This window comes from Sphingomonas sp. OK281 (assembly GCF_900115295.1).
Lineage (GTDB): Bacteria > Pseudomonadota > Alphaproteobacteria > Sphingomonadales > Sphingomonadaceae > Sphingomonas.
Map to the genome: position 1 here is coordinate 526,201 of NZ_FOVZ01000001.1, position 24,557 is coordinate 550,757.

The 24,557-nt window shown below is 66.8% G+C and carries 16 protein-coding genes; 13 read left to right on the forward strand and 3 right to left on the reverse strand.

What is annotated here, in order from left to right; translation table 11 throughout:
- Positions 1–37: 37 nt before the first annotated feature.
- The 12 genes from BM244_RS02510 to BM244_RS02565 all read left to right on the forward strand — a co-directional run bounded on the left by BM244_RS02510 (position 38) and on the right by BM244_RS02565 (position 15,503).
- Positions 38–1,699: an acyl-CoA ligase (AMP-forming), exosortase A system-associated gene (locus BM244_RS02510; RefSeq protein ID WP_093397166.1), complete on the forward strand. Its 1,662-nt coding sequence runs from the start codon at positions 38–40 to the stop codon at positions 1,697–1,699.
- A complete protein-coding gene (locus tag BM244_RS02515) occupies positions 1,696–2,922 on the forward strand; it encodes a pyridoxal-dependent decarboxylase, exosortase A system-associated (RefSeq protein WP_093397168.1) in 1,227 nt (408 codons plus the stop codon). The genes BM244_RS02510 and BM244_RS02515 overlap by 4 nt, the downstream gene beginning before the upstream one ends.
- Before the next feature lie 142 nt (positions 2,923–3,064).
- On the forward strand, positions 3,065–3,709 hold the full coding sequence (locus tag BM244_RS02520) for an XrtA/PEP-CTERM system exopolysaccharide export protein (protein ID WP_093397170.1): 645 nt from the start codon (positions 3,065–3,067) through the stop codon (positions 3,707–3,709).
- Between the two features lie 10 nt (positions 3,710–3,719).
- Complete coding sequence (locus BM244_RS02525) at positions 3,720–5,243, forward strand: XrtA system polysaccharide chain length determinant (protein ID WP_093397172.1); 1,524 nt, start codon at positions 3,720–3,722, stop codon at positions 5,241–5,243.
- 5 nt (positions 5,244–5,248) lie between these two features.
- On the forward strand, positions 5,249–6,271 hold the full coding sequence (locus tag BM244_RS02530; RefSeq protein ID WP_093397173.1) for an AAA family ATPase: 1,023 nt from the start codon (positions 5,249–5,251) through the stop codon (positions 6,269–6,271).
- Positions 6,268–7,902 (forward strand): hypothetical protein, encoded by a 1,635-nt coding sequence (locus BM244_RS02535; RefSeq protein WP_254784231.1) that lies wholly within the window; start codon positions 6,268–6,270, stop codon positions 7,900–7,902. Before BM244_RS02530 ends, BM244_RS02535 begins: the two co-directional genes overlap by 4 nt.
- A 13-nt stretch (positions 7,903–7,915) precedes the next feature.
- On the forward strand, positions 7,916–8,986 hold the full coding sequence (locus tag BM244_RS02540) for an ExeA family protein (RefSeq protein ID WP_093397176.1): 1,071 nt from the start codon (positions 7,916–7,918) through the stop codon (positions 8,984–8,986).
- Between the two features lies 1 nt (position 8,987).
- Positions 8,988–9,833 (forward strand): XrtA system polysaccharide deacetylase, encoded by an 846-nt coding sequence (locus BM244_RS02545; protein ID WP_254784232.1) that lies wholly within the window; start codon positions 8,988–8,990, stop codon positions 9,831–9,833.
- A complete protein-coding gene (locus BM244_RS02550) occupies positions 9,830–10,867 on the forward strand; it encodes a FemAB family XrtA/PEP-CTERM system-associated protein (RefSeq protein WP_093398058.1) in 1,038 nt (345 codons plus the stop codon). Before BM244_RS02545 ends, BM244_RS02550 begins: the two co-directional genes overlap by 4 nt.
- Positions 10,864–12,144 (forward strand): glycosyltransferase, encoded by a 1,281-nt coding sequence (locus BM244_RS02555; protein ID WP_254784233.1) that lies wholly within the window; start codon positions 10,864–10,866, stop codon positions 12,142–12,144. Before BM244_RS02550 ends, BM244_RS02555 begins: the two co-directional genes overlap by 4 nt.
- Positions 12,141–13,616 carry an exosortase A gene (gene xrtA / locus BM244_RS02560; RefSeq protein ID WP_093397179.1) on the forward strand — a complete coding sequence of 492 codons (1,476 nt, stop codon included), beginning with the start codon at positions 12,141–12,143 and terminating at the stop codon, positions 13,614–13,616. The genes BM244_RS02555 and xrtA overlap by 4 nt, the downstream gene beginning before the upstream one ends.
- On the forward strand, positions 13,617–15,503 hold the full coding sequence (locus tag BM244_RS02565) for an XrtA/PEP-CTERM system amidotransferase (RefSeq protein ID WP_093397181.1): 1,887 nt from the start codon (positions 13,617–13,619) through the stop codon (positions 15,501–15,503).
- A 133-nt stretch (positions 15,504–15,636) separates the two neighbouring features.
- Here BM244_RS02565 and BM244_RS02570 read toward each other — a convergent pair whose 3' ends face one another.
- Positions 15,637–17,307, reverse strand: a complete 1,671-nt coding sequence (locus tag BM244_RS02570; protein WP_093397182.1) for a formate--tetrahydrofolate ligase — start codon at positions 17,305–17,307, stop codon at positions 15,637–15,639.
- A 196-nt stretch (positions 17,308–17,503) separates the two neighbouring features.
- Between BM244_RS02570 and BM244_RS02575 the strand changes: the two genes are divergently transcribed.
- On the forward strand, positions 17,504–19,099 hold the full coding sequence (locus BM244_RS02575; protein ID WP_093397184.1) for an isocitrate lyase: 1,596 nt from the start codon (positions 17,504–17,506) through the stop codon (positions 19,097–19,099).
- A gap of 285 nt (positions 19,100–19,384) precedes the next feature.
- On the opposite strand, the gene BM244_RS02580 is transcribed toward BM244_RS02575, so the two are convergent.
- Positions 19,385–22,507 (reverse strand): PAS domain-containing protein, encoded by a 3,123-nt coding sequence (locus tag BM244_RS02580; RefSeq protein WP_093397185.1) that lies wholly within the window; start codon positions 22,505–22,507, stop codon positions 19,385–19,387.
- Positions 22,508–22,850: 343 nt separating this feature from the next.
- Positions 22,851–24,404, reverse strand: coding sequence for an aldehyde dehydrogenase (NADP(+)) (locus tag BM244_RS02585; protein ID WP_093397187.1), 1,554 nt, complete (start codon positions 24,402–24,404; stop codon positions 22,851–22,853).
- Positions 24,405–24,557: the final 153 nt, after the last annotated feature.

Here is a 24,557-nt window from a genome sequence, read left to right on the forward strand (position 1 = left end):
GTTCGCGCTGAAGGGGGCTTGGCGCTATTAGGAGCGCATGATCGCGCTCCACCCCAAGCCGTGCCCTATCGACCACATCGCGCTGCGTGGTGCGCCGGACGCGATTGCGCTGGTCGACAAGGCGGGCGCGATAACCTTTGCCGAGCTCGAGGCCGGCGTCGGTGCGCTGGCGGGGTGGCTTGCTGGCCGGGGGCTGTCGGCGGGCGATCGCGTCGCCACGTGGCTGCCGAAGACGCGGGTGGCGTGCCTGATGCCGCTTGCGGCGGCGCGAGCGGGGCTGGTGCATGTCCCGGTAAACCCGCTTCTCCGGCGCGCGCAGGTCGCGCATATCCTTGGGGATAGCGGGGCACGGCTGCTGGTGACGCAGGGTGTACGGGCCGGGACGCTGAACGAAGGCGACGTTCCGGGCAGCTGTGCGATCGTCGACGAGATTGATCTTCCGCTCCTGTTCCCTCGCGAACGTGGGAGGGCAGGATTGCAGATTGCGATGCCTGGGACTCCTGGACCCCCGCCTTCGCGGGGGAACGGGGTTGGGTCCCACACCGGTTTTCCAATGGCGCCGTCCGATGCCGATCCCGACAGCCTTGCCGCGATCCTCTATACCTCTGGCTCTACTGGGCGGCCGAAGGGTGTGATGCTGAGCCATGCGAACCTATGGCTTGGGGCGATCTCCGTCGCGCATTATCTGAGGCTGGAGCCTGAAGATCGTGTGCTCGGCGTGTTGCCGCTGTCGTTCGACTATGGACAGAACCAGTTGTTCTCTACCTGGGCGGCCGGCGCGTCGGTGGCGCCGCTGGATTATCTGGTCCCGCGGGATGTCGTGAAGGCAGTCGAGCGAGTAGGCGCGACGACGCTCGCGGGCGTGCCGCCGCTATGGGTGCAGTTGCTGGAAGCGGAGTGGCCGGTGGAAACCGCCGCTCGGTTGAAGCGGCTGACCAACTCTGGGGGCGCGCTGACGGCGCGGCTGGTGCGGGGCCTGCGCGAGCGGTTCCCGGCGGCGGACGTGTACGCGATGTATGGGCTGACCGAGGCGTTCCGGTCGACCTATCTCGATCCCGCGCTGATCGATACGCATCCCGACGCGATGGGGCGGGCTATCCCGTTCGCCGAGGTTTCGGTGGTGAAGGCCGACGGCATGCGCGCTGCGCCGGGGGAGGCGGGGGAACTCGTGCATTCGGGGCCGCTCGTCGCGCAGGGCTATTGGCAGGATGCGGAGCGGACGAGGCAGCGGTTCCGCTTAGCGCCCGGTGGCAACGGCATGGCGGTCTGGTCGGGGGATACCGTCGTCGAGGGCGCGGACGGCTTGCTCCGATTCGTCGGCCGCGATGACGAGATGATCAAGAGCGCGGGCAACCGGATCAGTCCGCTGGAAGTCGAGGAGGCGGTGCTGGCGGGGGGCGAGGCGCGCGAGGCGGTCGCGGTCGGTGTGCCGGACGAGCGGCTGGGGCAGGCGATCGTGGTGATGCTGGCGGGGGATGCGGGTGAGGAAGCGGTCTTGCGGGCGCGATTGCGGACTGCTCTGCCGAGCTTCATGCAGCCGGGTGCGTATCTATGGCGGGACGAATTGCCGCGTAATGCCAATGGGAAGCTGGACAGGTCTAGCATTGCGTCGGAGGTAAAAGCTTGTTCTCCCGCGAAGGCGGGAGTCCAGTCTGGGCCCCCGCCTTCGCGGGGGAACACGGAAGGGAGCGCATCATGAAACCGATGGGTGCCCTTCCTCCTGAGTTCGCACAGCAAGATGGCCTGCTGGCGATCGGCGGTCGGACGGCCGCCAACTGGACTGCGCAGGCCGGCGACACGCCGCTGTTCGTCTACGACATGGAGATCGTCGCTGCCCGCATCGCGCGGTTTCGTGCGGCGATGCCGGCGATCGACCTCCATTACGCCATCAAGGCCAATCCGCACGCCGACCTGCTGACCGCGATTGCACCGTTGGTCGACGGGCTAGATGTCGCTTCCGCGGGCGAGCTCGAAAAGGCGCTGACCTTCAAACCCGCGCAGGCGATCAGCTTTGCCGGGCCTGGCAAGCGCGACGACGAACTCGTAGTCGCTATCTCGGCCGGCGCCACGCTCAACGTCGAATCAGAAGGCGAGGCGGCTCGGGCGTTCGCGATCGGCGAGCGGCTCGGGCAAACACCGCGGATGGCGGTGCGGGTGAACCCTGATATCGAGCTGCGCGGTTCGGGCATGCGGATGGGCGGGCGCGCGTCGCCGTTCGGGGTCGATGCGGTGCGCGCCGCGGCGCTCGTGAAGGCGATCGTCGCGGCGGGGGCGGACTGGCGCGGGTTCCATATCTACGCAGGCAGCCAGGCGCTCGATGCCGGCGCGATCGTCGAGACGCAGGCTGCGACGATCGCGCTTGCGGCGCGGCTGGCGGACGAGGCGGGCTGCGCCCCACCGCTCGTCAATCTCGGCGGCGGATTCGGCGTACCGTATTTCGCCGGCGACGTTGCGCTCGACGTCGAACGCGTAGGCGATGCGCTCGCCGAATCGCTCGCGGCGCGGCCGCAAACCCTTGCCGATACGCGGTTCGCGATCGAACTCGGGCGCTGGCTCGTTGCGGAGGCCGGCGTCTATCTGACCCGCGTCATCGACATCAAGCAAAGCCAGGGCGAGACGTTCGTCATCGTCGATGGCGGGCTCAACCACCAGCTCGCGGCCAGTGGCAATTTCGGCACCGTCGTTCGCCGCAACTACCCGATCGCGGTCGCCTCGCGGATGGGTGATCTCAGCACCGAACCGGTCACGGTCGTCGGCCCGCTCTGTACCCCGCTCGACCGGCTCGGTGACAAGGTCGCGCTCCCGTCGGTCGAGGTCGGCGACCTGATCGCCATCTTCATGGCTGGCGCGTATGGCGCCAGCGCCAGCCCCGCCGCATTTCTCGGGCATCCACCAGCCATCGAGATCGTTACTGGTCTATAAGCCCCGACTGCCAATGGCTTGGGTGTGCATGGTTACGGGGCGCTCCTAACGCTATCTTCACCTGTTCCTTGCATAGCCGAGGCTGAGTTTAGCCGATCGCCGGATGTCCGGCGGTGGGTGTGGCGCCAGGAGAAAAGTGCCCATGCGTTCCGGATCCGTTTCGAAGACAGTGCTGACCATCGGCCTTGCGGCGACCACGCTGGGTGCGTGCACGACCGCGCCGACGCGTCCGGAACTGCCGCCCGCGTCGTTCGTCGCGAAGCAGGAATTGCCGGGCGAGGAATACGTCATCGGGCCGCTCGATCAGCTCAGCATCTTCGTCTGGCGCAATCCGGAGCTGTCGTCGAAGGTCCAGGTACGTCCCGACGGCCGGATCACGACGCCGCTGATCAACGACATGCCCGCGGTGGGCAAGACGCCCGCCATGCTCAGCGACGACATCAAGAAGGCGCTCGGGGCGTATATCAAGGATCCGATCGTCTCGGTGATCGTCGAGAATTTCAGCGGCACCTACAGCCAGCAGGTCCGTATCGTCGGCGCGACCGAGAAGCCAGCGTCGATCCCGTACCGCGCCAACATGACTCTGCTCGACGCGATGATCGCCGTCGGCGGCCTGAGCCAATATGCGGCGGGCAACAAGGCGCGGCTGGTGCGCTACGATCGCGCAACCGGCAAGCAGACCGAGTTTGCGTTGCAGATCGGCAACCTGCTCAAAAAGGGTGATTCGTCGGCGAACGTCCAGCTCGCGCCGGGCGATGTGATCATCATCCCCGAATCGATGTTCTGAGGCGCAAGGGATGAACGGGATCTACGACGAGGTACGGATCGCGCTCCACGCGATATGGACGCGGCGCTGGCTGGCGCTGGCAGTGGCGTGGGGCGTGTGCGTGCTCGGCTGGCTGGTCGTGTCGCAGATCCCGAGCCGCTACGAATCGACCTCGCGCGTGTTCGTCCAGATGCAGACGATCCTGCCCGCGGGGATGGACGGCGTGCCGCAGAGCGTGCCGATGACCGTCGACACGATCCGCACCACGCTGATCTCCGCGGTGAACCTCGAAAAGGTCGTGCGCGGCACCGACCTGGCGAACACCGTGTCGAGCGACCGTGACGTCGCCGACCGGGTCGCGAGCCTGGCGCCGAACATCAAGATCGCGTCGCAGCAGGACAATGTCTTCCAGATCACGACGAGCGCCTCCAGTCCCAAGCTCGCACGCCAGATCACGCAGAAGCTGATCGACCTGTTCGTCGAGCAGAACCTCGCTGGCGACCGGTCGAAGACGACGCAGAGCCTGACTTTCCTCGACCAGCAGCTTGCCGCTCGGCAGAAGCAGCTTGCGGACGCCGAGGCGAAGCGTGCCGATTTCCAGAACCGGTATCTCGGCAGCCTGCCGGGTACGGGTTCGGTCAGCGACCGGATCAGCGCGGCGCGATCGCAGATGTCACAGGTCGACGGCGACCTCGCGGCGGCGCAATCGAGCCTGTCCGCGGTGCAGGGGCAGATGGCGGGAACGCCGGCCACCGTGGCGGGCGCGGGTGGCGTTGCCGGCGCCGCTGGCCCGGCGCGTGCGCGTCTCCAGGCGATCCAGGGCCAGCTCGCCGACGCGCGTGCGCGTGGCTATACCGAGAATCACCCCGACGTGGTGGCGCTCAAGAGCCAGCTCGCATCGGCGACGGCTGCGGCGCGGAACGAGCCTCTGTCGGGCGGCAGCGGCGCGGGAAGCGCCCAGAACCCGCTCTATGCGTCGCTTCAGTCGATGGTCGCGGATCGTGCGGCGACGGTCGCGTCGCTGCGGATACGGCGGAACCAGTTGCAGGGTGATCTCGATCTGCTGAACTCGAAGCTGACGGGCGATCCCGAGGTCGCAGCCGAGCAGGGCTCGATCGATCGCGACTATCAGGTGCTGAAGGACCAGTACGACGCCCTTTTGCGGCAGCGCGAGCAGACTGCCCTGGTCGGTCAGGCGCAGTCGCAGAGCGATCACGTCAAGTTCAGCGTGATCGATCCGCCGACGATGCCGAGCAAGCCCAGCGCGCCCAACCGGATGCTGCTGCTGACCGGCGTCCTGGTGGCGGGGCTGGCGGCGGGCATCGGTGCGGCGTTTGCCATGGGCCAGCTACGTGCGACGTTCTCGACCAGCAGCCGCCTGGAAAAGGTCGCGGGGATGCCGGTGATCGGCTCGATCGGCGAAGTCGTTACGCGCGTGCAATCGAACCATAGGCGGCGTAAGTTCAAGATGTTCCTGGGCGGTACGGCCGCGCTGGGCGCCGCGTATGTGCTGTTGCTGGGGGTCGAGATCCTCCAGCGCGGCCTGGCGGCCTGAAGGGTATGACCGTGACGAAACCAGATCGCGAACCCTCGCTGCTCGAGCGCGCAGCCAAGGTGTATGATTTCAACGCCCATGCGCGGGCTCGCAACATCGTGCCGCCGGCAGCCGCCGCTGCGGAGGAACCGGACGCTCCGGTGGTCGAGACGATTGTGGCTGTGCCCCAGGCCGGTACCGCGCCGGCGCTCGATTTCACGGACGCGACCTTCCTTGCGATCCCCGAGGAACTCCGCGCGCCGATCGGCGACGAATTCGCCGACGACGTCTATTATCCGCCAGAGTCCGACGACGCCACGCGGATCGACCGCGGCATGCTGGCCGCGAACGGGATGATCGTGCCCGGCGCGCCAGTGGGTCCTCTCGCCGAGGAATTTCGCCTGATCAAGCGCCAGTTGCTGATCGCCAGCACGCGGATCGCGGAGAGCGACAGCGGCGACAAGGCGCGCATGATCCTGGTGTGCTCGGCAAGACCCGAGGACGGCAAGACGTTCTGCGCGATCAACCTGGCGCTGTCGATCGCCGCCGAGCGCGATACCGAAGTGCTGCTGGTCGATGCCGACGTCGCCAAGCCCGATATCGTCAAGCAGCTCGGGATGACGGACAGCCCCGGCCTGCTCGATGCGCTGGGCGATTCGCGGATCGACGTCGAGGATCTCGTGATCCACACCGACGTGCCGCATCTGGCGATCCTGCCCGCCGGCACCAAGACCGCGATGGATACCGAACTGCTGGCCAGCGCGCGCACCAGAGCGGTGATCGCGCGCCTGCTTGCGGCCAATCCCCGCCGCATCATCATCATCGATTCGCCGCCCGCGCTGGCCGCCTCTGCAGCCTCCGTGCTGGCGATGCGCGTCGGGCAGGTGATGCTCGTCGTCCGCGCCGATCGCACGCCGGAGAGCGAACTGCGCGCCGCGGTCAACATTCTCGACGGGTGCGAGCATATCCAGCTCGTCCTCAATGCGGTGTCGTTCGTGCAGGGCGGCGCGCGTTTCGGCAGTTATTACGGTCAGGACAGCGCCCAATGATGCGCCTTTCAACTCGCAGCATCGCAGGTGCAGGCAGCGTGATGACGCTCGCCGCGCTGGCCGTGCCTGCGGTCGCGCAGGAAACGCGGCGGGTGACCATCACGCCGTATATCGAGGCGAGCCAGGTTCTCGACGCCGATCTCAACGGCGGTGACACGCTCACCTATACCAGCCTGGCAGCCGGGGTGGACGCGGCGATCGCGACGCCGCGGGTGGCGGGGCAGGTCAGCTATCGCTACGAACGCCGCTTCGCGTGGAACGACGATGTCGGTGACAACGACATTCATTCGGGCCTTGCGCGCGTCGACGCGAAGCTGAACCACAATTTCACGATCGAGGCGGGCGGCATCGCCACGCGTACTCGTTCGGACATTCGCGGCGCGGCGCCCGGCATACTCGTCGGCAACGACGACAATGTCTCGCAGGTCTATGCCGTCTATGCCGGTCCGAGCTTCACCAGCACCGCCGGCCCGGTCACGTTCAACGCCAATTACCGGCTCGGCTACACCAAGGTCGAGACGCCGACGTTCGCCGATACGAGCATCGGCGGCCAGCGGCTCGATTATTACGACGATTCGATCGGCCATACCGCGAATGCCAGCGCGACGGTCGCTCCCGGCATGATCGCGCCGTTCGGCGTGACGCTGAGCGGGGCCTACGACCGTGAAACCGCCAGTCAGCTCAAGCAGCGGTATGAAGGCTATTACGGCCGCGGCGACGTGCTCCAGCCAATCTCCCCGTATGTCGCGCTGACCGCGGGTGTCGGCTACGAAAAGATCGAGACGAGCCAGAAGGATGCGCTGGTCGATGCGACCGGTGCGCCGGTTCTCGACGACGATGGCCGGTTCGTGACCAACGCGGCGTCTCCGCGGCGGATCGCCTACCGCACCGATGGGATCTACTACGACGCCGGCGTCGTGTGGCGGCCGAACCGCCGCACCTCGGTCGAAGGGCACATCGGCAAGCGCTACGGCTCGCTCAGCTATACCGGTACCGCCACCTACCAGGCCTCGCAGTCGATCGGCCTGGCGGTCAACGTGTATGACGGCGTGCAGACGTTCGGTCGCCAGCTCCGCACCGGCCTCAGCAATCTCCCGACCAGCTTCGTCTCGGGCCAGCAGCAGGGCTTTGGCCAGCAGTTCAACGGTTGCGTGTTCGGCTCCAGCGGGGCGCAGCCGGGAGCGTGTCTCGACGACGTGTTCCAGTCGATCTCCACGTCGAGCTATCGCGCGCGCGGCATCGACGGCGTGCTCGTCGCGACTCGAGGGCGTTCGACCTGGGGGGCGGGCCTGGGCTATGCCAGCCGCAAGCTCTACGCACCGAGCCTCGCGCCGGGCGTCGTGGTCAGCGGTCTCGACGACCAGAGCTATTATGGGCAGCTTTTCTACGGGCGCGTGTTGACCGCGGTGTCGGGCGTCAACGCCAACCTGTTCGTTAATTACTATGATTCGGGCGTCGAGGATATCACCGGCGACACCAGCGTTTGGTCCTATGGCGGTACCGGCACCTATTATCGAAATTTCGGACGGCTCGGGACCACCGCGTCCGTCGGTCTCTACAGCTTCAAGGTCGGTGACCTCGACAGCGACTGGTCGGCGCAGGCGCTGATCGGTGCGCGGTACCAGTTCTGAAGGCGAGCAGCTTATGTACGACGAACATTACGGACTGACGGGTCGGCCCTTCCAGCTCACCCCCGATCCCAAATTCTGGTTCGAGACGGCCACGCATCGCAAGGCGATGGCGTATCTCGGCTATGGTCTGGCGCAAGGCGAGGGCTTCATCGTCATCACCGGCGATATCGGCGCGGGCAAGACGACGCTGGTCGGTCACTTGATGGACACGATCGATCACCAGCAGTTGAACGCGATCAAGCTCGTGTCGACCGCGATCGAGGCCGACGACCTGTTGCGGATCGTCGCCACCGAACTGCACGTCGATCCGTCGGGGCTGAGCAAGGCCGAACTGCTCACCGCGATCGAGCGCGGGCTGCACGCCGTCGCCCGGACCGGCAAGCGGACGCTGCTGATCGTCGACGAGGCGCAGGCTCTGCCGGTGGACGCTCTTGAGGAACTGCGGATGCTGTCCAATTTCCAGGCGGGCGGCCATGCGCTGTTGCAGATCGTCCTGCTCGGCCAACCCGAGTTCCGCGACCGCCTGCACGGCTCGGACCGGCTCGAACAGCTCCGGCAGCGGGTGATCGCGATCCACCATCTCGATCCGATGGAGGAGCATGAGGTTTCCGAATATCTCGCACATCGCCTGACGGTGGTCGGTTGGACGGGCAATCCTGACTTCACGGAAGATGCCTTCGCCGCGTTCTTCACCGGATCGGCTGGCGTGCCGCGTCGCCTGAACCAGCTGGCCGGACGCGTGATGCTGCATGCCGCCATCGACGATCTCAAGATCATCGACGGCGCCACGGTACGCGCGGTGCAGCGCGATCTCGAGGGCGACCTGCCGATGATCGCGAACGACAAGGGCAAGGGCGCGCCGGCGTTCGCCGCGACAGTTTCGACGCCGACGCCGCTGGCGGAACCACTGCGCACCGACCCCGCGATCGAGGACCGCATCGCCGAACTGGAAGCGCGCGTCGAGTTGCAGGACAAGGCGCTTCGTCGCGTACTGACGCTCCTGGTCGATTGGGTCGAAAGCGACGACGCCAAGCCGGAATACGCACCGATCCGCGGTGTGGCTGCCTGGCATGATGCCGCGTAGCATGCGCGTGCTCAATGGCATGTCGGTCGATGTCGAGGACTGGTTCCAGGTCGGCGCGTTCGAGAAGGTGATCGACAAGGCGGACTGGGATTCACTCCAGCCGCGGGTCGAGGCGAACACCGACGCGGTCCTCGCGCTGTTCGCCGAACACGACACGAAGGCGACGTTCTTTACGCTCGGCTGGGTCGCGCACCGCTATCCCGCGCTGATCCGCCGGATCGTCGATGCGGGGCACGAGATCGCCAGCCATGGCTGGGACCATCAGCGTGTCTTCACGATGACGCCGGACATGTTTCGTGCCGACCTCGTCCGTGCACGGACCGCGATCGAGGATGCGGCGGGCACCAAGGTTACGGGCTATCGTGCGCCGAGTTTCTCGATCGATCAGCGTACGCCCTGGGCGCATGTCGCGCTGGCAGAGGCGGGCTATGCCTATTCCTCCAGCGTCGCGCCGGTGAAGCACGACCACTATGGCTGGCTCGACGCGCCGCGCTACGGGTTCAAGCCGCTTGCCGACAGCGCGCTGATCGAGGTTCCGGTGACGGTGGCCAAGTTCGGCGAGCGCAAGCTGGCCACCGGCGGCGGGTTCTTCCGGTTGCTCCCCGCTGCGATCACGGACTTCGCGGTGCGGCAGGTCAATCGCGAAGATCGGCCGGCGATGTTCTACTTTCACCCGTGGGAGATCGATCCGTCGCAGCCGCGCGTGGCGGCGGCGCCGATGCGATCGAAGATCCGTCATTATTCGCGGCTCGGCGCGATGGCGGGTAAATTGCGCGGGTTGCTTGGTCGTCACGAATGGGGCCGCGTCGATGCGGTCGTCGCGCGCGAAGCGGCCCGACTGGCGTGACCGCACCGATGCCCGTCGGCGTGCGCGAGGCGGACCTTCGCGATGCGGGCGAGTGCGCGCGGATCACGGCGTTCGTCGACGCGACGGAGGGCGCGACGCCGTTTCACCTGCCGGCCTGGAGCCGTGCGGTGCAGGACGGATGCGGCCAGCGCGCGCGGTATCTCGTGTCCGAGACTGATGGCACGATCGTCGGCGTGCTGCCGCTGACCGAGATGCGCTCGCCGCTGTTCGGGCGTGCGCTGGTATCGACCGGGTTCGGCGTCGATGGCGGCGTGCTCGGCGATGCGGTCGAGCCGCTTGCCGCCGGCGCATGGAACCTTGCCCTGCGTACCGGGTGCCCTTCGGTCGAACTGCGTGGCGGCGTTGCGCCGAACGGCTGGGATAGTGACGACGGCAGTTATCTCGGTTTCGTGCGGGACCTGGCGGCGGACGACGATGCCGAACTGCTCGCTATCCCGCGCAAGCAGCGCGCCGAAGTCCGCCGTGCGCTTGGCTTCGACCTGGAGATCGTCACGGGCAACGACCGGAAACTGCTTGCCGAGCATTACCGGGTCTATGCGGAATCGGTCCGCAATCTCGGCACACCGGTGTTTCCGGCCAAGCTTTTTCGTAGCGTCGCCGGCGCGATGGATGCGGATGTTCTAACCGTCCGGCACGATGGTAGGGCGGTCGCCAGCGTCCTGAGCCTGTACTTCAACGGCACGGTGTATCCCTATTGGGGTGGCGGGACCGACGCCGCGCGTGGGCTTCGCGCCAATGACCGAATGTATTTCGCGCTGATGGCGCACGCCCGAGCGCGCGGCTGCACGCGGTTCGACTTCGGGCGTTCGAAGACGGGGACGGGCGCGGCGGCGTTCAAGAAGAACTGGGGCTTCACGCCCGAGCCGCGGCTTTACGCCAAGCGCAGCAGCGGCCCGGCGCGCGAGGTGAACCCGCTGAACCCCAAATACGCGCTGATGGTGCGGACGTGGAAGAAGCTCCCCTTGTGGGCGGCGAACGCAGCAGGGCCGTGGATTTCCCGAGGGCTGGGGTGAGCCTGCTCTTCCTGGCGCACCGCGTGCCGTTTCCGCCCGACCGCGGCGACAAGATCCGCAGCTTCCATATCCTCCAGTATCTCGCGCAGCGTACGCCGGTGCATCTGGTGGCGTTCGCCGACGACAAGGCGGACTTCGACCCGCCTGCGGTGTTCACCGACATGCTGGCGAGTTGCACGATCATTCCGCGCGCGAAGTCGCAGACGCGTGCTGCCGTCGAAGCGCTCGCCACGGGCAAGCCGGTATCGCTGACCGCGTTCGCGCATCCGGCGATGCAGGCCGCGGTCGATCGTGTCGTGCCGCAGGTCGGCGGCGTCTATTGTTTCTCGGGTCAGATGGCGCAGTATCTGCCGGCTGGCGGGCCGCCGGTCGTGATGGATTTCGTCGACATGGACTCCGCGAAGTTCGCGGGTTTCGCCGAGGACGCGCGCGGCCCGATGCGCTGGATGATGCGCCGCGAAGCGCGGTTGCTGGGAGCTTTCGAACGGGAGATCGCCGCGCGGGTCTCCGCCAGCCTGTTCGTCAGCGAGGCCGAAGCGGCACTGTTTCGCGACAGTGGTGCGCAAGGGCGGGTGCTCGCCGTTGAGAACGGCATCGATTCAGTAAAGTTCGATCCGACCGCGAGCTTCCTCAACCCAAGCCGCCACCCCGGCGGAGGCCGGGGCCCAATTGGTGAGGTCGCGGTAACGGCGCACAACCCGTCGTTATCGACGTCTCCCGATTGGACCCCGGCCTTCGCCGGGGGGGAGCAGGAGGTTGGTCGGCCCGTTCTCGTCTTCACCGGCCAGATGGATTACCGACCCAACATCGACGCAGTGACCTGGTTCGCGCGCGACATCCTGCCGCTGATCCGCCGACACCGCCCCGTGCATTTCGCGATCGTCGGACGCGCGCCGACCTCGGCCGTGCAGGCGCTTGCGAGCGATGACGTCACCGTGACTGGCGCGGTTGACGACGTCCGCGGGTGGCTCGCCGCTGCGGAGGTTTGCGTCGCACCGCTCAAACTCGCGCGCGGAATCCAGAACAAGGTGCTCGAGGCGATGGCGATGGCGCGTCCCGTGGTCGCCTCCGCCGCCGCCGCCGAGGGCATCGACCACGCCGGTACGATCCGCGTCGCCGAGACCGCCGCGGCGTTCGCCGCCGAGGTGATCGCGCTGCTCGAAGCCCCTAAGGACGCGGCGCGTCTTGGCGAGACTGCCCGCGCGCAGGTCATCCGCCGCTATGGCTGGGCCGCACGTCTCGCACCGCTCGACGCGCTGCTCGGCCTGTCCGCATGACCGTCTGGCGCCGGCACGGTATCGCGCTGGCGGTCGCGTTCGTCCTGATCCTGCTGACCTTCCGCAGCGACGTGCGCGATCTCGTGGAGATCTGGTGGAACAGCACGACCTTCGGGCATTGCCTGTTCATCGGCCCGGTCGTCGCGTGGTTGGTCTGGCAGCGTCGTACGGAGCTTGGCCAGCTGACACCGACCGGCTGGTGGCCGGGCTTGGCGCTGATCGCGATCGGTGGGTTCGGCTGGCTGATGGGTGACGCCGCCTCGGTCGGTTTCGCGCGCCAGCTCGGGCTCGTGATGATGCTGCAAGGCGCGGTGGTCACGATCCTCGGTCCCAACGTGGCGCGCGGGCTGCTGTTTCCGCTCGCCTACGCATTCTTCCTCGTACCGTTCGGCGAAGGCCTCGAACCGCCGTTGCAGACCGTCACGGTCGCAATCGTGATGCCGCTGCTTCACCTTGTCGGCGTGCCGGCGGTGGTCGACGGCGTGCTGATCCATGCCGGTCGCTATTATTTCGAGGTCGCCGAAGCGTGTTCGGGCGCAAAGTTCGTCATCGCGATGGTAGCGTTCGGGGTGCTGGTCGCCAACCTCTGCTTCGTGTCGTGGAAGCGCCGCGCGGTGTTCCTCGTAGTGTCCGTCGTCGTGCCGGTCATCGCCAACGGCTTTCGCGCGTTCGGAACGATCTGGGCGGCGGACCTGACGTCGGTCGAGGCCGCGACCGGCCTCGACCATATCGTCTATGGCTGGGTATTCTTCGCGCTCGTCATGGCGGGCGTGCTGGCGATCGGCTGGCGCTGGTTCGACCGTGCGCCCGACGATCCCGCGTTCGATCTGGCAAAGCTTCAGGCGACACCCCGTCACCGCATCGACCTCCCGGTCGCTACCGCGCTCGCGCTTGCCACAGTCGCGGTCTTTCCGCTCTGGAGCGCTGCGATCGCGAGCCGGGCGCAAGTGTTGCCCGCGCATATCGACCTTCCCGTCATTGCCGGCTGGCACCGCGTTCCGGTCAGCACGCGCGCGCCCTGGATGCCCTATTACCCTGGCGCCGACCATTATCTGTTCGGTCGCTATGCCGACGCGTCGGGCGCGACCGTCGACATGAGCATCGCCATGTTCGGTAGCCAGCATGAGGGCAAGGAACTGATCGCCTTCGGCACCGGCGTCCTGCGGCAGGAGGACCGTTGGGTCCGGGTCGAGACCCTACCTTCGATTTCAGGCGGTTCGGCGATGCGCATCACTGCGCCGGGGCCCGTGGAGCGGATCGTCGCGACGTGGTACCGGGTCGGCGACGCGACCACGCAGGACGAGACGCTGGTGAAGATCGAGACGATGAAGGCGCGGCTGCTCGGCGGTCCGCAACGCGCGGTGGCGATCCACCTGTCCGTCGAGGGTGGCGATCCGCGTCCGATCGCGCGCTTTCTTGCCGCGCTCGGCCCGATCGCGCCGATTGCCGATCACGCCGCGGGGATGCGCTAGATGTGCGGGATTGCCGGGATCTTCCATCCGGGTACGCCCAAGCCGGTCGACCCCAACCGCGTCCACGCGATGATCGCCGCATTGGCGCATCGCGGGCCCGACGGCGACGGCATCTGGACCGCGCCGGGCGTTGGTCTCGGCCACCGCCGGCTGTCGATCATCGACCTCGAAGGCTCGCCGCAGCCGATGTCGGACGGCTCGCTGACGATCACCTACAATGGCGAAGTGTATAATTTCGCCGAGTTGCGCGACGAACTGATCGCAAAGGGCGCGATCTTCCGTACCGCGGGCGATACCGAAGTGCTGCTCCACGCGTGGCGCGCGTGGGGGCCGTCGATGCTCGACCGGCTGAACGGCATGTTCGCGTTCGGGATCCACGATTCCGCCGCGCACACGCTGTTCCTCGCGCGCGACCGGATGGGCGTGAAACCGCTATATTATGTCGAACTCGCGGACGGTTCGCTCGCCTTCGCCTCGGAACTGAAGGGTTTGCTTGCGCACCCGCAACTCCGGCGCGTGCCCAATCTCCACGCCGTCGAGGATTACCTGGCGCTGGGCTACGTCCCCGACGATTCCTGTATGGTCGCTGGCGTGAAGAAGCTGGCGGCGGGGCATTTCCTGCTGGTCGAGCGTGGCCGTGCGGTGCCGCAACCGCGCAAATGGTGGGACATCGATTTCTCCAACCGCGCGACCGGGTCCGCCAAGGCGCTCGGCGAGGAACTGGTCGACCGGATGCGCGCGGGCGTGCGCTCGCGGATGGTCGCCGACGTGCCGCTCGGCGCGTTCCTGTCGGGCGGGGTAGACAGCTCGGCGGTCGTCGCGCTGATGGCCGAGGCGAGCCCCAAGGCGGTCCGTACCTGCACGATCGGATTCGACGAAGCGGGGCACGACGAGCGCGGGTTTGCAACCAGTGTCGCGCGCCGATTCGCCACCGATCACCGCGAGCGCGTCGTCCAGTCGGGCGACGTCTCGCTGATCGACACCCTCGTCGCGAGCTTCGACGAACCCTTCGCCGACGCGTCCGCGCTGGCGACGTACCAGGTCTGCGCGCTGGCCCGCGAAAGCGTCACCGTCGCGCTGTCGGGCGACGGCGCGGACGAAGCATTGGCCGGCTATCGTCGCTACAAGTTCCAGTCGGTGGAAGAGCGCGTTCGCGGCCTGCTTCCGGCACATCTGCGCGCGGACGTGTTCGGCGCACTGGGCCGTTGGTATCCGAAGGCCGACTGGGCACCACGTCCGCTGCGCGCGAAGTCGACGTTGCTCGCGCTCGCGCAGGGCGGGGGGGAGGCGTATGCGCGATCGGTCGGCGTCACCACGCCCGAGGTACGCGCGCATCTCTTCGCGCCGAGTGCGCGCGCTGCACTCGGTGGCTATCGCGCTGAGGATCGCTATGTCGCGACGATGGCGAACGCGCCGGCGCGCGACGCGATCGACCGTGCGCAATATGCGGACATCAAGCACTGGCTTCCCGGCGACATCCTGACCAAGGTCGATCGGACCAGCATGGCGGTCGGGCTGGAAGCGCGCGAGCCGTTGCTCGATCATCGCCTGATCGAGTTCTGCGCGACGCTGCCGGCGAACATGCGGTTGCGGCACGGCGAGGGCAAATGGCTGATGAAGAAGGCGATGGAGCCGTATCTGCCGCGCGAGATCCTCTATCGGCAGAAGATGGGCTTCGTGACGCCGATCAGCGCGTGGTTCCGCGAGGCGCTTGCGGGGGAGGCCTCCGCGCTGGCGAAGTCTCGTACGCTCGGTGAGACGGGGTGGTTCGACATGCCCACGATCGCGCGGATCGCCGACGAACACCGGATGGGCCGGGTCGAGCACGGCCGGACCTTGTGGCAGTTCGTGATGCTGGAGCGCTCGATGAAGCGGATGTTCGGGTAGCTCCTGATCCTCCCCCGCCAGGGGGAGGTGGCGCGAAGCGACGGAGGGGGAGGACATGGAACCAGCGTTTCGCGTGCCTCCCCCTCCGTCTGGCGAGTGCCAGCCACCCCCCCTTGCGGGAGAGGATTTAGCCTTAGAACAACCCTTCGATCAGGCCGTCGTTAGTGAGCCGGATCGCTTCTGCCGCCGGTACGCGCGGGAGGCCCGGCATCGTCATGATCTCGCCGCAGATTGCCACCACGAACCCGGCGCCTGCCGCGAGGCGTACTTCACGTACCGGTACGATATGCCCGGTCGGCGCACCGAGCAGCGCGGGATCGGTCGAGAAGCTGTACTGCGTCTTGGCGAGGCAGACGGGGAGGTGGCCATAGCCCGCATCCTGCCAGCGCTTGAGTTGCGCCAGCACGCTCGGCTCGGCGACCGCGTGTTCTGCGCGGTAGATGCGGCGGGCTACGGTGTCGATCTTGTCGAACAACGACAGTTCGTCGCCATAGATCGGTGCGAAGCCGCCACCATGTGTCTCGCAGATCTCGGCGACCGCGTCGGCCAGTTCGACCGCGCCCGCGCCGCCCTCGGCCCAATGCCGGCAGAGGATCGCGCGCGAACCGTGCTGCGCGGCGGCCTCCACGATAGCTGCAATTTCCGCGTCGCTGTCGGTGTAGAAATGGTTGATCGCGACGATCGCGGGGACGCCGAACTGGCGAATGTTCTCGATGTGACGGACGAGGTTGACCGCACCCTTGCGGACCGCCTCGACATTCTCGTGCGCAAGATCGGCCTTGGCGACGCCGCCGTTCATCTTGAGTGCGCGGGCGGTGGCGACGATCACGACGGCGTCGGGGGAGAGCCCCGCCTGGCGGCACTTGATGTCAAAGAACTTCTCCGCGCCGAGGTCCGCACCGAAGCCGGCTTCGGTGACCACGTAGTCGCCGAGCGACAGGGCGGCGCGTGTGGCGATCACCGAGTTGCAGCCATGCGCGATGTTGGCGAACGGGCCGCCGTGCAGGAACGCGGGCGTGCCTTCCAGCGACTGGACGAGGTTGGGGTTGATCGCCTCCGCCAGCAGCACCGCCATCGCGCCATCGGCCTTGAGGTCGCGCGCGGTGATCGGTTGGCGGTCGCGGGTATACGCGACGACGATATCGCCGAGCCTACGCTCCATGTCGGCGAGGTCGTTGGCAAGACAGAGGATCGCCATCACTTCGGAGGCGACGGTGATGTCGAAGCCCGATTCGCGCGGATAGCCGTTGGCGACGCCGCCGATCGACTGGACGATGTCACGAAGCGCGCGGTCGTTCATGTCAAGCACGCGGCGCCAGACCACGCGGCGGACGTCGATCTGGAGCGCGTTGCCCCAATGGATGTGGTTGTCGATCATCGCTGCGAGCAGGTTGTGCGCGGCGGTGATCGCGTGGAAATCGCCGGTGAAATGAAGGTTGATATCCTCCATCGGCGCGACCTGCGCACGACCGCCACCCGTCGCGCCGCCCTTGGTGCCGAAACACGGCCCGAGCGAGGGTTCGCGCAATGCCAGCACCGCGTTCCGTCCGGTATGGCGCAATGCATCGGCGAGGCCGATCGAGGTGGTGGTCTTGCCTTCGCCAGCCGGAGTCGGGTTGATCGCGGTGACTAGGATCAGGCGTCCGCCCTTGCCCTTCTCGCGCGTTTGAAGCCAGTCGAGCGAAATCTTCGCCTTGAACCGTCCATAGGGCTCGATCGCCGTATCCGGAATGCCGAGGCTGTCGGCGATGGCGGCGATGGGGCGCAGGGCGACGCTGCGGGCGATGGCGATATCGGTATCCATCTCGAACGCCTAGCCGTGGAACGATGCGCTTTCCAGCCGATCACAAATAACCCGGCATGACCCTGTCACTTTGTTGACAGATCGACAGAGAACTTGCCGCCGCGATGACAGCGATACCTGCTTTCCCAGCGTTAATCGTCGGGATGTCCTGTCAACAACCGTACACGACGATCAACGCAGCAGCGAAGGATCGCCCGTGACCTACCAGACGCACATCGCCCAGTTGACCAACCTCATCGCCGACCAGAACGGCACCTGGGACGCGATCTCGCCCGAATCGGTTGCGCGGATGCGGCTCCAGAACCGGTTCACCACCGGGCTCGACATCGCGCGCTACACCGCGGCAATCATGCGGAAGGACATGGCGGCCTATGACGCCGATCCGACGAACTACACGCAGTCGCTGGGGTGCTGGCACGGGTTCATCGCGCAGCAGAAGATGATCAGCATCAAGAAGCATTTCGGCACGACCGACCGCCGGTATCTGTATCTTTCGGGCTGGATGGTTGCGGCGATGCGGAGCGAATTCGGCCCGCTGCCTGACCAGTCGATGCACGAGAAGACCAGCGTGCCTGCGCTTATCGAGGAGCTCTACACCTTTCTCCGTCAGGCCGATGCACGCGAGCTCGGCATGATGTTCCGCGACGTCGATGCCGCGCGCGCCGCGGGCAACGCGATCGAGGAGCAGCGCCTGCTGAACGCGATCGAGAACCACCAGACGCACGTCGTGCCGATCATCGCCGATATCGATGCGGGCTTCGGCAATGCGGAAGCGACCTACCTGCTCGCGCGGAAGATGATCGAGGCGGGGGCCTGCGCGCTCCAGATCGAGAACCAGGTCAGCGACGAGAAGCAGTGCGGTCACCAGGACGGCAAGGTCACCGTGCCGCACGAGGACTTCCTCGCGAAGGTTCGCGCGTGCCGCTACGCGTTTCTCGAACTCGGCGTCGAGGATGGGATCATCGTCACGCGCACCGACTCGCTGGGCGCCGGCCTCACCAAGCAGATCGCGGTCAGCAAGGAAGCGGGCGACCTTGGCGACCAGTATAACTCGTACCTCGATTGCGAGGAGATCGATCCGGTGACCGCGCAAAACGGCGACGTCATCCTGAACCGCGACGGCAAGCTGCTTCGGCCGAAGCGCCTGCCGTCGAACCTGTTCCAGTTCCGCGCGGGGACCGGCGAGGATCGCTGCGTCATGGACTGCATCGCGTCGCTACAGAACGGTGCCGACCTGCTGTGGATCGAGACCGAGAAGCCGCATATCGAGCAGATCGCCGGCATGGTCGACCGCATCCGCGAGGTCGTGCCGAACGCAAAGCTCGTCTACAACAACTCGCCGAGCTTCAACTGGACGCTGAACTTCCGCCAGCAGGTGTTCGATGCCTGGTCAACTGCCGGGGAGGACGTCTCCACCTATGATCGCGCGCGGCTTATGAGCGTCGATTACGATGGCACCAAGCTCGCGGACGAAGCCGACGAACGCATCCGCACATTCCAGGCGGATTCGGCGAAGCGGGCGGGGATCTTCCACCATTTGATCACGCTGCCGACGTATCACACGGCGGCGCTTTCGACCGACAATCTCGCCAAGGAGTATTTCGGCGACGCGGGGATGCTCGGTTATGTGAAGGGCGTGCAGCGCAAGGAAATCCGCGAGGGCATCGCCTGCGTGAAGCACCAGAACATGTCTGGCTCGGATCTTGGCGACGACCATAAGGAGTATTTCGCGGGTGAGGCTGCGCTGAAGGCTGGGGGAGCGCATAATACGATGAACCAGTTCGCAGCGTGATGCAGCAGGCGGAGCGAAAGCTCCGCCGCGACCGCATCACGCCCGGCCGGCGGGGCCAAAAGCCCCGTCCGACGACGCGGCTTTGCCGCGGCACGTAGCTTAGTATCGAAGAATACTCCTGACGAACATTTGCATCCGGCCAATCCTCCCCCGCCAGGGGGAGGTGTCGCCGAAGGTGACGGAGGGGGAGGACACGGAACATCGGTCACCTTACCCTCCCCCTCCGTCAGGCTACGCCTGCCACCTCCCCCTGGCGGGGGAGGATCGTTAAACTGCCGACCAATTTCACTCCGCCGGGTCCCATCGGTCCGCCGCAAGCGGTTCCGCCAGCGCCGTCTCACCCAGCGATGCCAGCACCGCAGCTGTCAGAGCGTCGAGCCCATACGGCTTCTCCAGCATGATCGCATCCGTATCGCCCTGAACCGACGCGGTATCGCCGCTCGCGAAGACGATCCCTACACCCGGTCGCAGCGCGCGCGCAGTGCGGGCGAAGTCCGGGCCCGATACGCCGGGGAGGTTGATGTCGGTCACCAGCGCGTCGATCGGCACGGTCTGAAGCGCGGTCATCGCGTCCTCCGCACTGGCGGCATCCACCACCACGAAGCCGCTGCCTTGCAGCATCTCGGCAGTGTTCGCGCGGATCATCTCATCGTCCTCGACCAGCAGGACGGTGCGCCGTGCCGACGCGTCCAGCCGTCGATCCGCCTCGATCCGCGCGTCGCGAGCAACCTTGGCGGCTGGAGAATCGCCGCGCTGCCGATTGGCCAGCACTTCGCGGAATTTCCGCGCCAGCGCCTCACGCGAATACGGCTTCGACAACAGGTCGACGCCGGCATCGAGCTTGCCGCCGTGCACGATCGAGTTCTCGGTATAGCCCGATGTGAACAGCACCACGAGATTGGGCAGCCGCTCCTTCGCCTTGCGCGCCAGTTCCGGACTTTTGAGGGTTCCGGGCATCACAACGTCAGTGAACAGGATGTCGATCGGCACGCCGCTCTCGACCACGTTGAGCGCGCTGGCGGCGTCGACCGACTTCAGCACGCTGTAGCCGAGATCGGTCAGCAGTTCGACGACGGTGGTGCGGACCTCGTCGTCATCCTCGACCACCAGCACCGTTTCCGTGCCGCCGCAGATCGGCCCCGCATCCGCGACGACCTCGACGTCCTCGCTCTCCATCGCGCGCGGCAGATAGAGCTTGATCGTGGTGCCTTCACCGACCTCAGAATAAATCTTCACATGGCCGCCGGACTGTTTGACGAAGCCGTAGACCATCGACAGGCCGAGGCCCGAGCCCTTGCCTTCGCTCTTGGTCGAGAAGAACGGCTCGAACACCTTTTCGATGATTTCCGGGCTCATGCCGCTGCCGGTGTCGGACACCGCAAGGAGGACGTATTGCCCGGCTTCGACCTCCTCGTGGCTGCGCGCATAGGCATCGTCGAGATGCGCTTTGCCGAGTTCGATGGTGAGCTTGCCCTGGCCCTCCATCGCGTCGCGCGCGTTGATCGCGAGGTTGAGCAGCGCGTTCTCGATCTGCGCAGGGTCGATGAAGGTGTTCCAGAGGCCACCGCCGACCACGGTCTCGATCTCGACGCCTTCGCCGATCGCGCGGCGCAGCATGTCGTCCATCCCGCGCACGAACCGCGTGACGTTGACGACCTTGGGCTCGAGCGCCTGGCGACGCCCGAACGCGAGCAACTGCGACGCAAGCTTCGACCCGCGCGTGACGCCGGCCATCGCGTTGGCGACCCAGCGCTCCGCACGCTCGTTCCCGGCGAGGTTCTTGCCGAGCAGCTGGAGATTGCCCGAGACGACCTGGAGCAGATTGTTGAAGTCGTGCGCGACGCCGCCGGTGAGCTTGCCGACCGTCTCCATCTTCTGCGACTGCGCGAGCTTGGCCTCGGCCTCGCGGCGCTCGCCGATCTCGGCGATGACGCGCGCCTCCAGCGTTTCGTTGAGCTGGCGGAGTTGGTCCTCGGCACGCTCGCGGTGGCGAACCTGGCGGGCGAGCGCTTCGGCCTGTTCGCGCAGGGCGGCTTCGGCGGCGCGCTGGTGCGTGATGTCGGTGTGGACGCCAACCCACTCGATGACTTCGCCCGCCGAATCGAGGATTGGCAGGCTACGGACCGCGAAGGTGCGCCACGTACCGCAATGGCGGCGGACGCGGTGTTCGAACACGAACATCGACTTGTTCAGGACGGCGGTGGTCCACGCCTTGATCGTCGATGCGACGTCGTCGGGGTGGATCGCGTCGGCCCAGCCGAAATTCTGGTATTCGTCGATCGACTGGCCGGTAAGCGTCGCCCAGCCGGGTTGCTCGCCGATCATCCGGCCGTCGGGGCTGTTGGTCCAGAGCACGCCGTGGACCGCGTCCATCGCGGTGCGGAAGCGGCCGTTACTGATGCCGAGCGCAGCCTCACGCTCGGCGCGGTCCTCGACGTCGATCCCGAGCACGTAGATGCCGGCGACCGAGCCGTCCGCCTGAACATGCGGAACATAGCGGAATTCGGAGCGGCGCGGGCGGCCGTCGCGGTGCGGGAAGACGGTCTGTGCGATGAAGCTCTCGCCCGCCAGCGCGCGCTCGAACGAGGGGCGGCGATCCTGGTAGACCGTGTCGCCGAGCACCTCGCGGACGGGCCTGCCGATCATCGACTCGGGCGCGACCCCGAGCCACTCGTCATATTGCGCGTTGGCGAGACGGTAGACGTGGTCGCGATCGATGTACGAGATCAGCATCGGCACGGCGTCAGTGACGCGGCGCAGTTCGGCTTCGCTGGCAGCGAGCCGGTGCTCGGCTTCGATGCGACCGCTATTGTCGACCATCGTGCACAGGACGCCGCCGACCGTACCGCCGGCGCAGTAGACGGGCGTATAGAACAGATCGAGCGTCAGCGTTTCGGGGCCTTCGGGGCGCTGGAACAGGATCGGCTGGTCGCGATAGGCGACGGTCTCTCCGCGGAAGCCCGCTTCGAGGACCGCGCGGTTCCAGTCCCACACCTCGGGGAAGGCGGTCGCAACCGGGCTGCCGAGCGCGGCGGGGTGGCGGTCTCCTGCGACGGCGCGGTAGCTGTCGTTGTAGAGCATGATGTGTTCAGGGCCCCACATCACGACCTTGGCGACGGGTGAGTTGAGGATGTTGGCGAGCGTGACGCGGAGTTCGGCGGGCCACGAGTCGATCGGGCCGAGCGAGGTCGCGCTCCAGTCACGCTGGCGGACGAGCATCCCGCATTCGCCGCCGCCGATCAGGATTTCCGCTGGTGCGGCCAAGGCAGCGTCGCGGTCGCGCATCTGTTGGAGCGCGGTGCGGACGATGGCGGCGGCGTCGCCGTGCCCTCCGTCGGTCAATTCGTCGATGTAGCTGCCGAGGTCTGCGGGCAGGGAAATGGTGCGCGACGAGTCAGGCGTTGTCATGCCGGACTAGTGGATATGCGGCGCTCGGCTGTCAATGATTAGGGGTGTGGGGGAGGGGATGAGGCGGATTTGCCATCCATCCCGTCATAGCCTCCTAGCACCACCCCGGCGAAGGCCGGGGCCCAGTTGGGGGACCTTGCTAACGGAGCGTTGCCCTTCGTTACCACCACCTCTCCAACTGGGCCCCGGCCTTCGCCGGGGTGGTGGACAGTAACAGTCATTCGAACTCAAGCATGTTTCCCCGCGAAGGCGGGGACCCAGACTGGGCTCCCGCCTTCGCGGGAGAACAAGGAAGAGGGGGCCGCCCTGCGACGGCACCACCTTTCTCGTACTCTCAAGTCGATCAGCCCTCCGTGCGCGGCAGGCCCAGCGGGTTGTCGTGCTTGACCGCCTTCGGCAGCAGCGCGTCCGGCAGATCCTGGTAGCAGACCGGGCGCAGGAAGCGCTCGATCGCCGCCGTACCGACCGAGGTCGTGCGCGGGTCCGAGGTGGCAGGGAAAGGCCCGCCATGGACCATGGCCGGGGCAACCTCGACGCCGGTCGGCCAGCCGTTCGCGAGAATGCGACCGGCCTTGCGCTCGAGCACCGGCACCAGCGCCGCAGCGTCGGCGTAATCGCCTTCGTCGATCTGCAGCGTGATCGTCAGCTGACCCTCGACCTGTTCGAGAACCTGGCGGACCTCGGCGAGATCGGCGCAGCGGACGATGATCGAGGCCGCACCAAACACTTCGTGCGACAGCGCAGGGTCGGCGACGAACGCCTTGCCGGTGGTCGAGAACAACGCCGCACGACCACGGTTTGCACCCTCGGCTTCGGTGCCGCGGGCGAGCGTCTCGACCGCGTCGTGACCGGCAAGCGCTGCGACGCCCTTGTCATAGCTGGCGTGGATGCCGGGGGTCAGCATGACCTGCGGCGCAGCTTCGCCAAGCGCAGCGGCAGCGGCTTCGACGAAGGTGTCGAGATCAGGACCATCGACTGCGACGACGATGCCGGGGTTGGTGCAGAACTGGCCCGAGCCCATCGTCAGCGAGCCGACATACGCCTTGCCGAGCGCTTCGCCGCGCGCAGCGAGCGCCGCCGGGAACAGGATCACCGGGTTGACGCTGCTCATCTCGGCGTAGACCGGGATCGGCTCGGGGCGGGCTGCGGCGAGTGCCACCAGCGCAAGACCACCGCCGCGCGAGCCGGTAAAGCCGACCGCCTTGATCCGCGCGTCCTTGACGAGTGCTGCGCCGAGTTCGTTCGCTGGACCCTGGACCAGCGAGAACACGCCTTCAGGCAGGCCGCACTTGGCGACTGCGGCCTGAATTGCCTTGCCGACCATTACCGACGTGCCGGGATGCGCGGGGTGGCCCTTGACCACGACCGGGCAACCGGCGGCGAGTGCCGACGCGGTGTCGCCGCCTGCGACCGAGAAGGCGAGCGGGAAGTTCGAGGCACCGAACACTGCGACCGGGCCGACCGCGATGCGGCGCTGGCGGAGGTCCGACCGCGGCATCGGCTTACGATCGGGCTGTGCTTCGTCGATGATGACCGAGGCCCAGGTGCCGGCGCGGAGATGCTTGGCGAACAGGCGGAGCTGACCGGTAGTACGGCCGCGCTCGCCTTCGAGGCGTGGGCGGGGCAGGCCGCTTTCCTGGATCGCACGGGCGACGAGAGGCTCGTGGATCGCCTCGATCTCGTCGGCGATCGTCTCGAGGAATTTCGCGCGGGTTTCCGGGTCGGTCTCGCGGAAAATGTCGAAGGCGGCCTCGGCGAGCTTGCACGCCTCGGCGACATCGGCCTCGCTTGATACGGCGAAGGCGGGCTCGATCTTCGCGTCGGTCGACGGATCGATCGCGAGGAAGGTGATGTCGCTGTCTACGGCGCGTGCGCCGATCGGGAAGGTACCGTCCATGTCAGTTCTCCAAATCAAATCGAGGGACGCGCCGACCAGAGTGGCGGTGCGTCGGAAAATCGTTGGCCGGGATGCGCGTCGGCGATGACGGTCGCGCTATCACTCCCGTACCCGTGATCCAATGTGGGTGATGGCGAACCATGTTCCAGTGCG

Coding starts and splice junctions, on each gene's coding strand:
- BM244_RS02510 (WP_093397166.1), top strand. CDS start 38: ATGATCGCGCTCCACCCCAAGCCGTGCCCTATCGACCACATCGCGCTG.
- BM244_RS02515 (WP_093397168.1), top strand. CDS start 1,696: ATGAAACCGATGGGTGCCCTTCCTCCTGAGTTCGCACAGCAAGATGGC.
- BM244_RS02520 (WP_093397170.1), top strand. CDS start 3,065: ATGCGTTCCGGATCCGTTTCGAAGACAGTGCTGACCATCGGCCTTGCG.
- BM244_RS02525 (WP_093397172.1), top strand. CDS start 3,720: ATGAACGGGATCTACGACGAGGTACGGATCGCGCTCCACGCGATATGG.
- BM244_RS02530 (WP_093397173.1), top strand. CDS start 5,249: ATGACCGTGACGAAACCAGATCGCGAACCCTCGCTGCTCGAGCGCGCA.
- BM244_RS02535 (WP_254784231.1), top strand. CDS start 6,268: ATGATGCGCCTTTCAACTCGCAGCATCGCAGGTGCAGGCAGCGTGATG.
- BM244_RS02540 (WP_093397176.1), top strand. CDS start 7,916: ATGTACGACGAACATTACGGACTGACGGGTCGGCCCTTCCAGCTCACC.
- BM244_RS02545 (WP_254784232.1), top strand. CDS start 8,988: ATGCGCGTGCTCAATGGCATGTCGGTCGATGTCGAGGACTGGTTCCAG.
- xrtA (WP_093397179.1), top strand. CDS start 12,141: ATGACCGTCTGGCGCCGGCACGGTATCGCGCTGGCGGTCGCGTTCGTC.
- BM244_RS02565 (WP_093397181.1), top strand. CDS start 13,617: ATGTGCGGGATTGCCGGGATCTTCCATCCGGGTACGCCCAAGCCGGTC.
- BM244_RS02570 (WP_093397182.1), bottom strand. CDS start 17,307: ATGGATACCGATATCGCCATCGCCCGCAGCGTCGCCCTGCGCCCCATC.
- BM244_RS02580 (WP_093397185.1), bottom strand. CDS start 22,507: ATGACAACGCCTGACTCGTCGCGCACCATTTCCCTGCCCGCAGACCTC.
- BM244_RS02585 (WP_093397187.1), bottom strand. CDS start 24,404: ATGGACGGTACCTTCCCGATCGGCGCACGCGCCGTAGACAGCGACATC.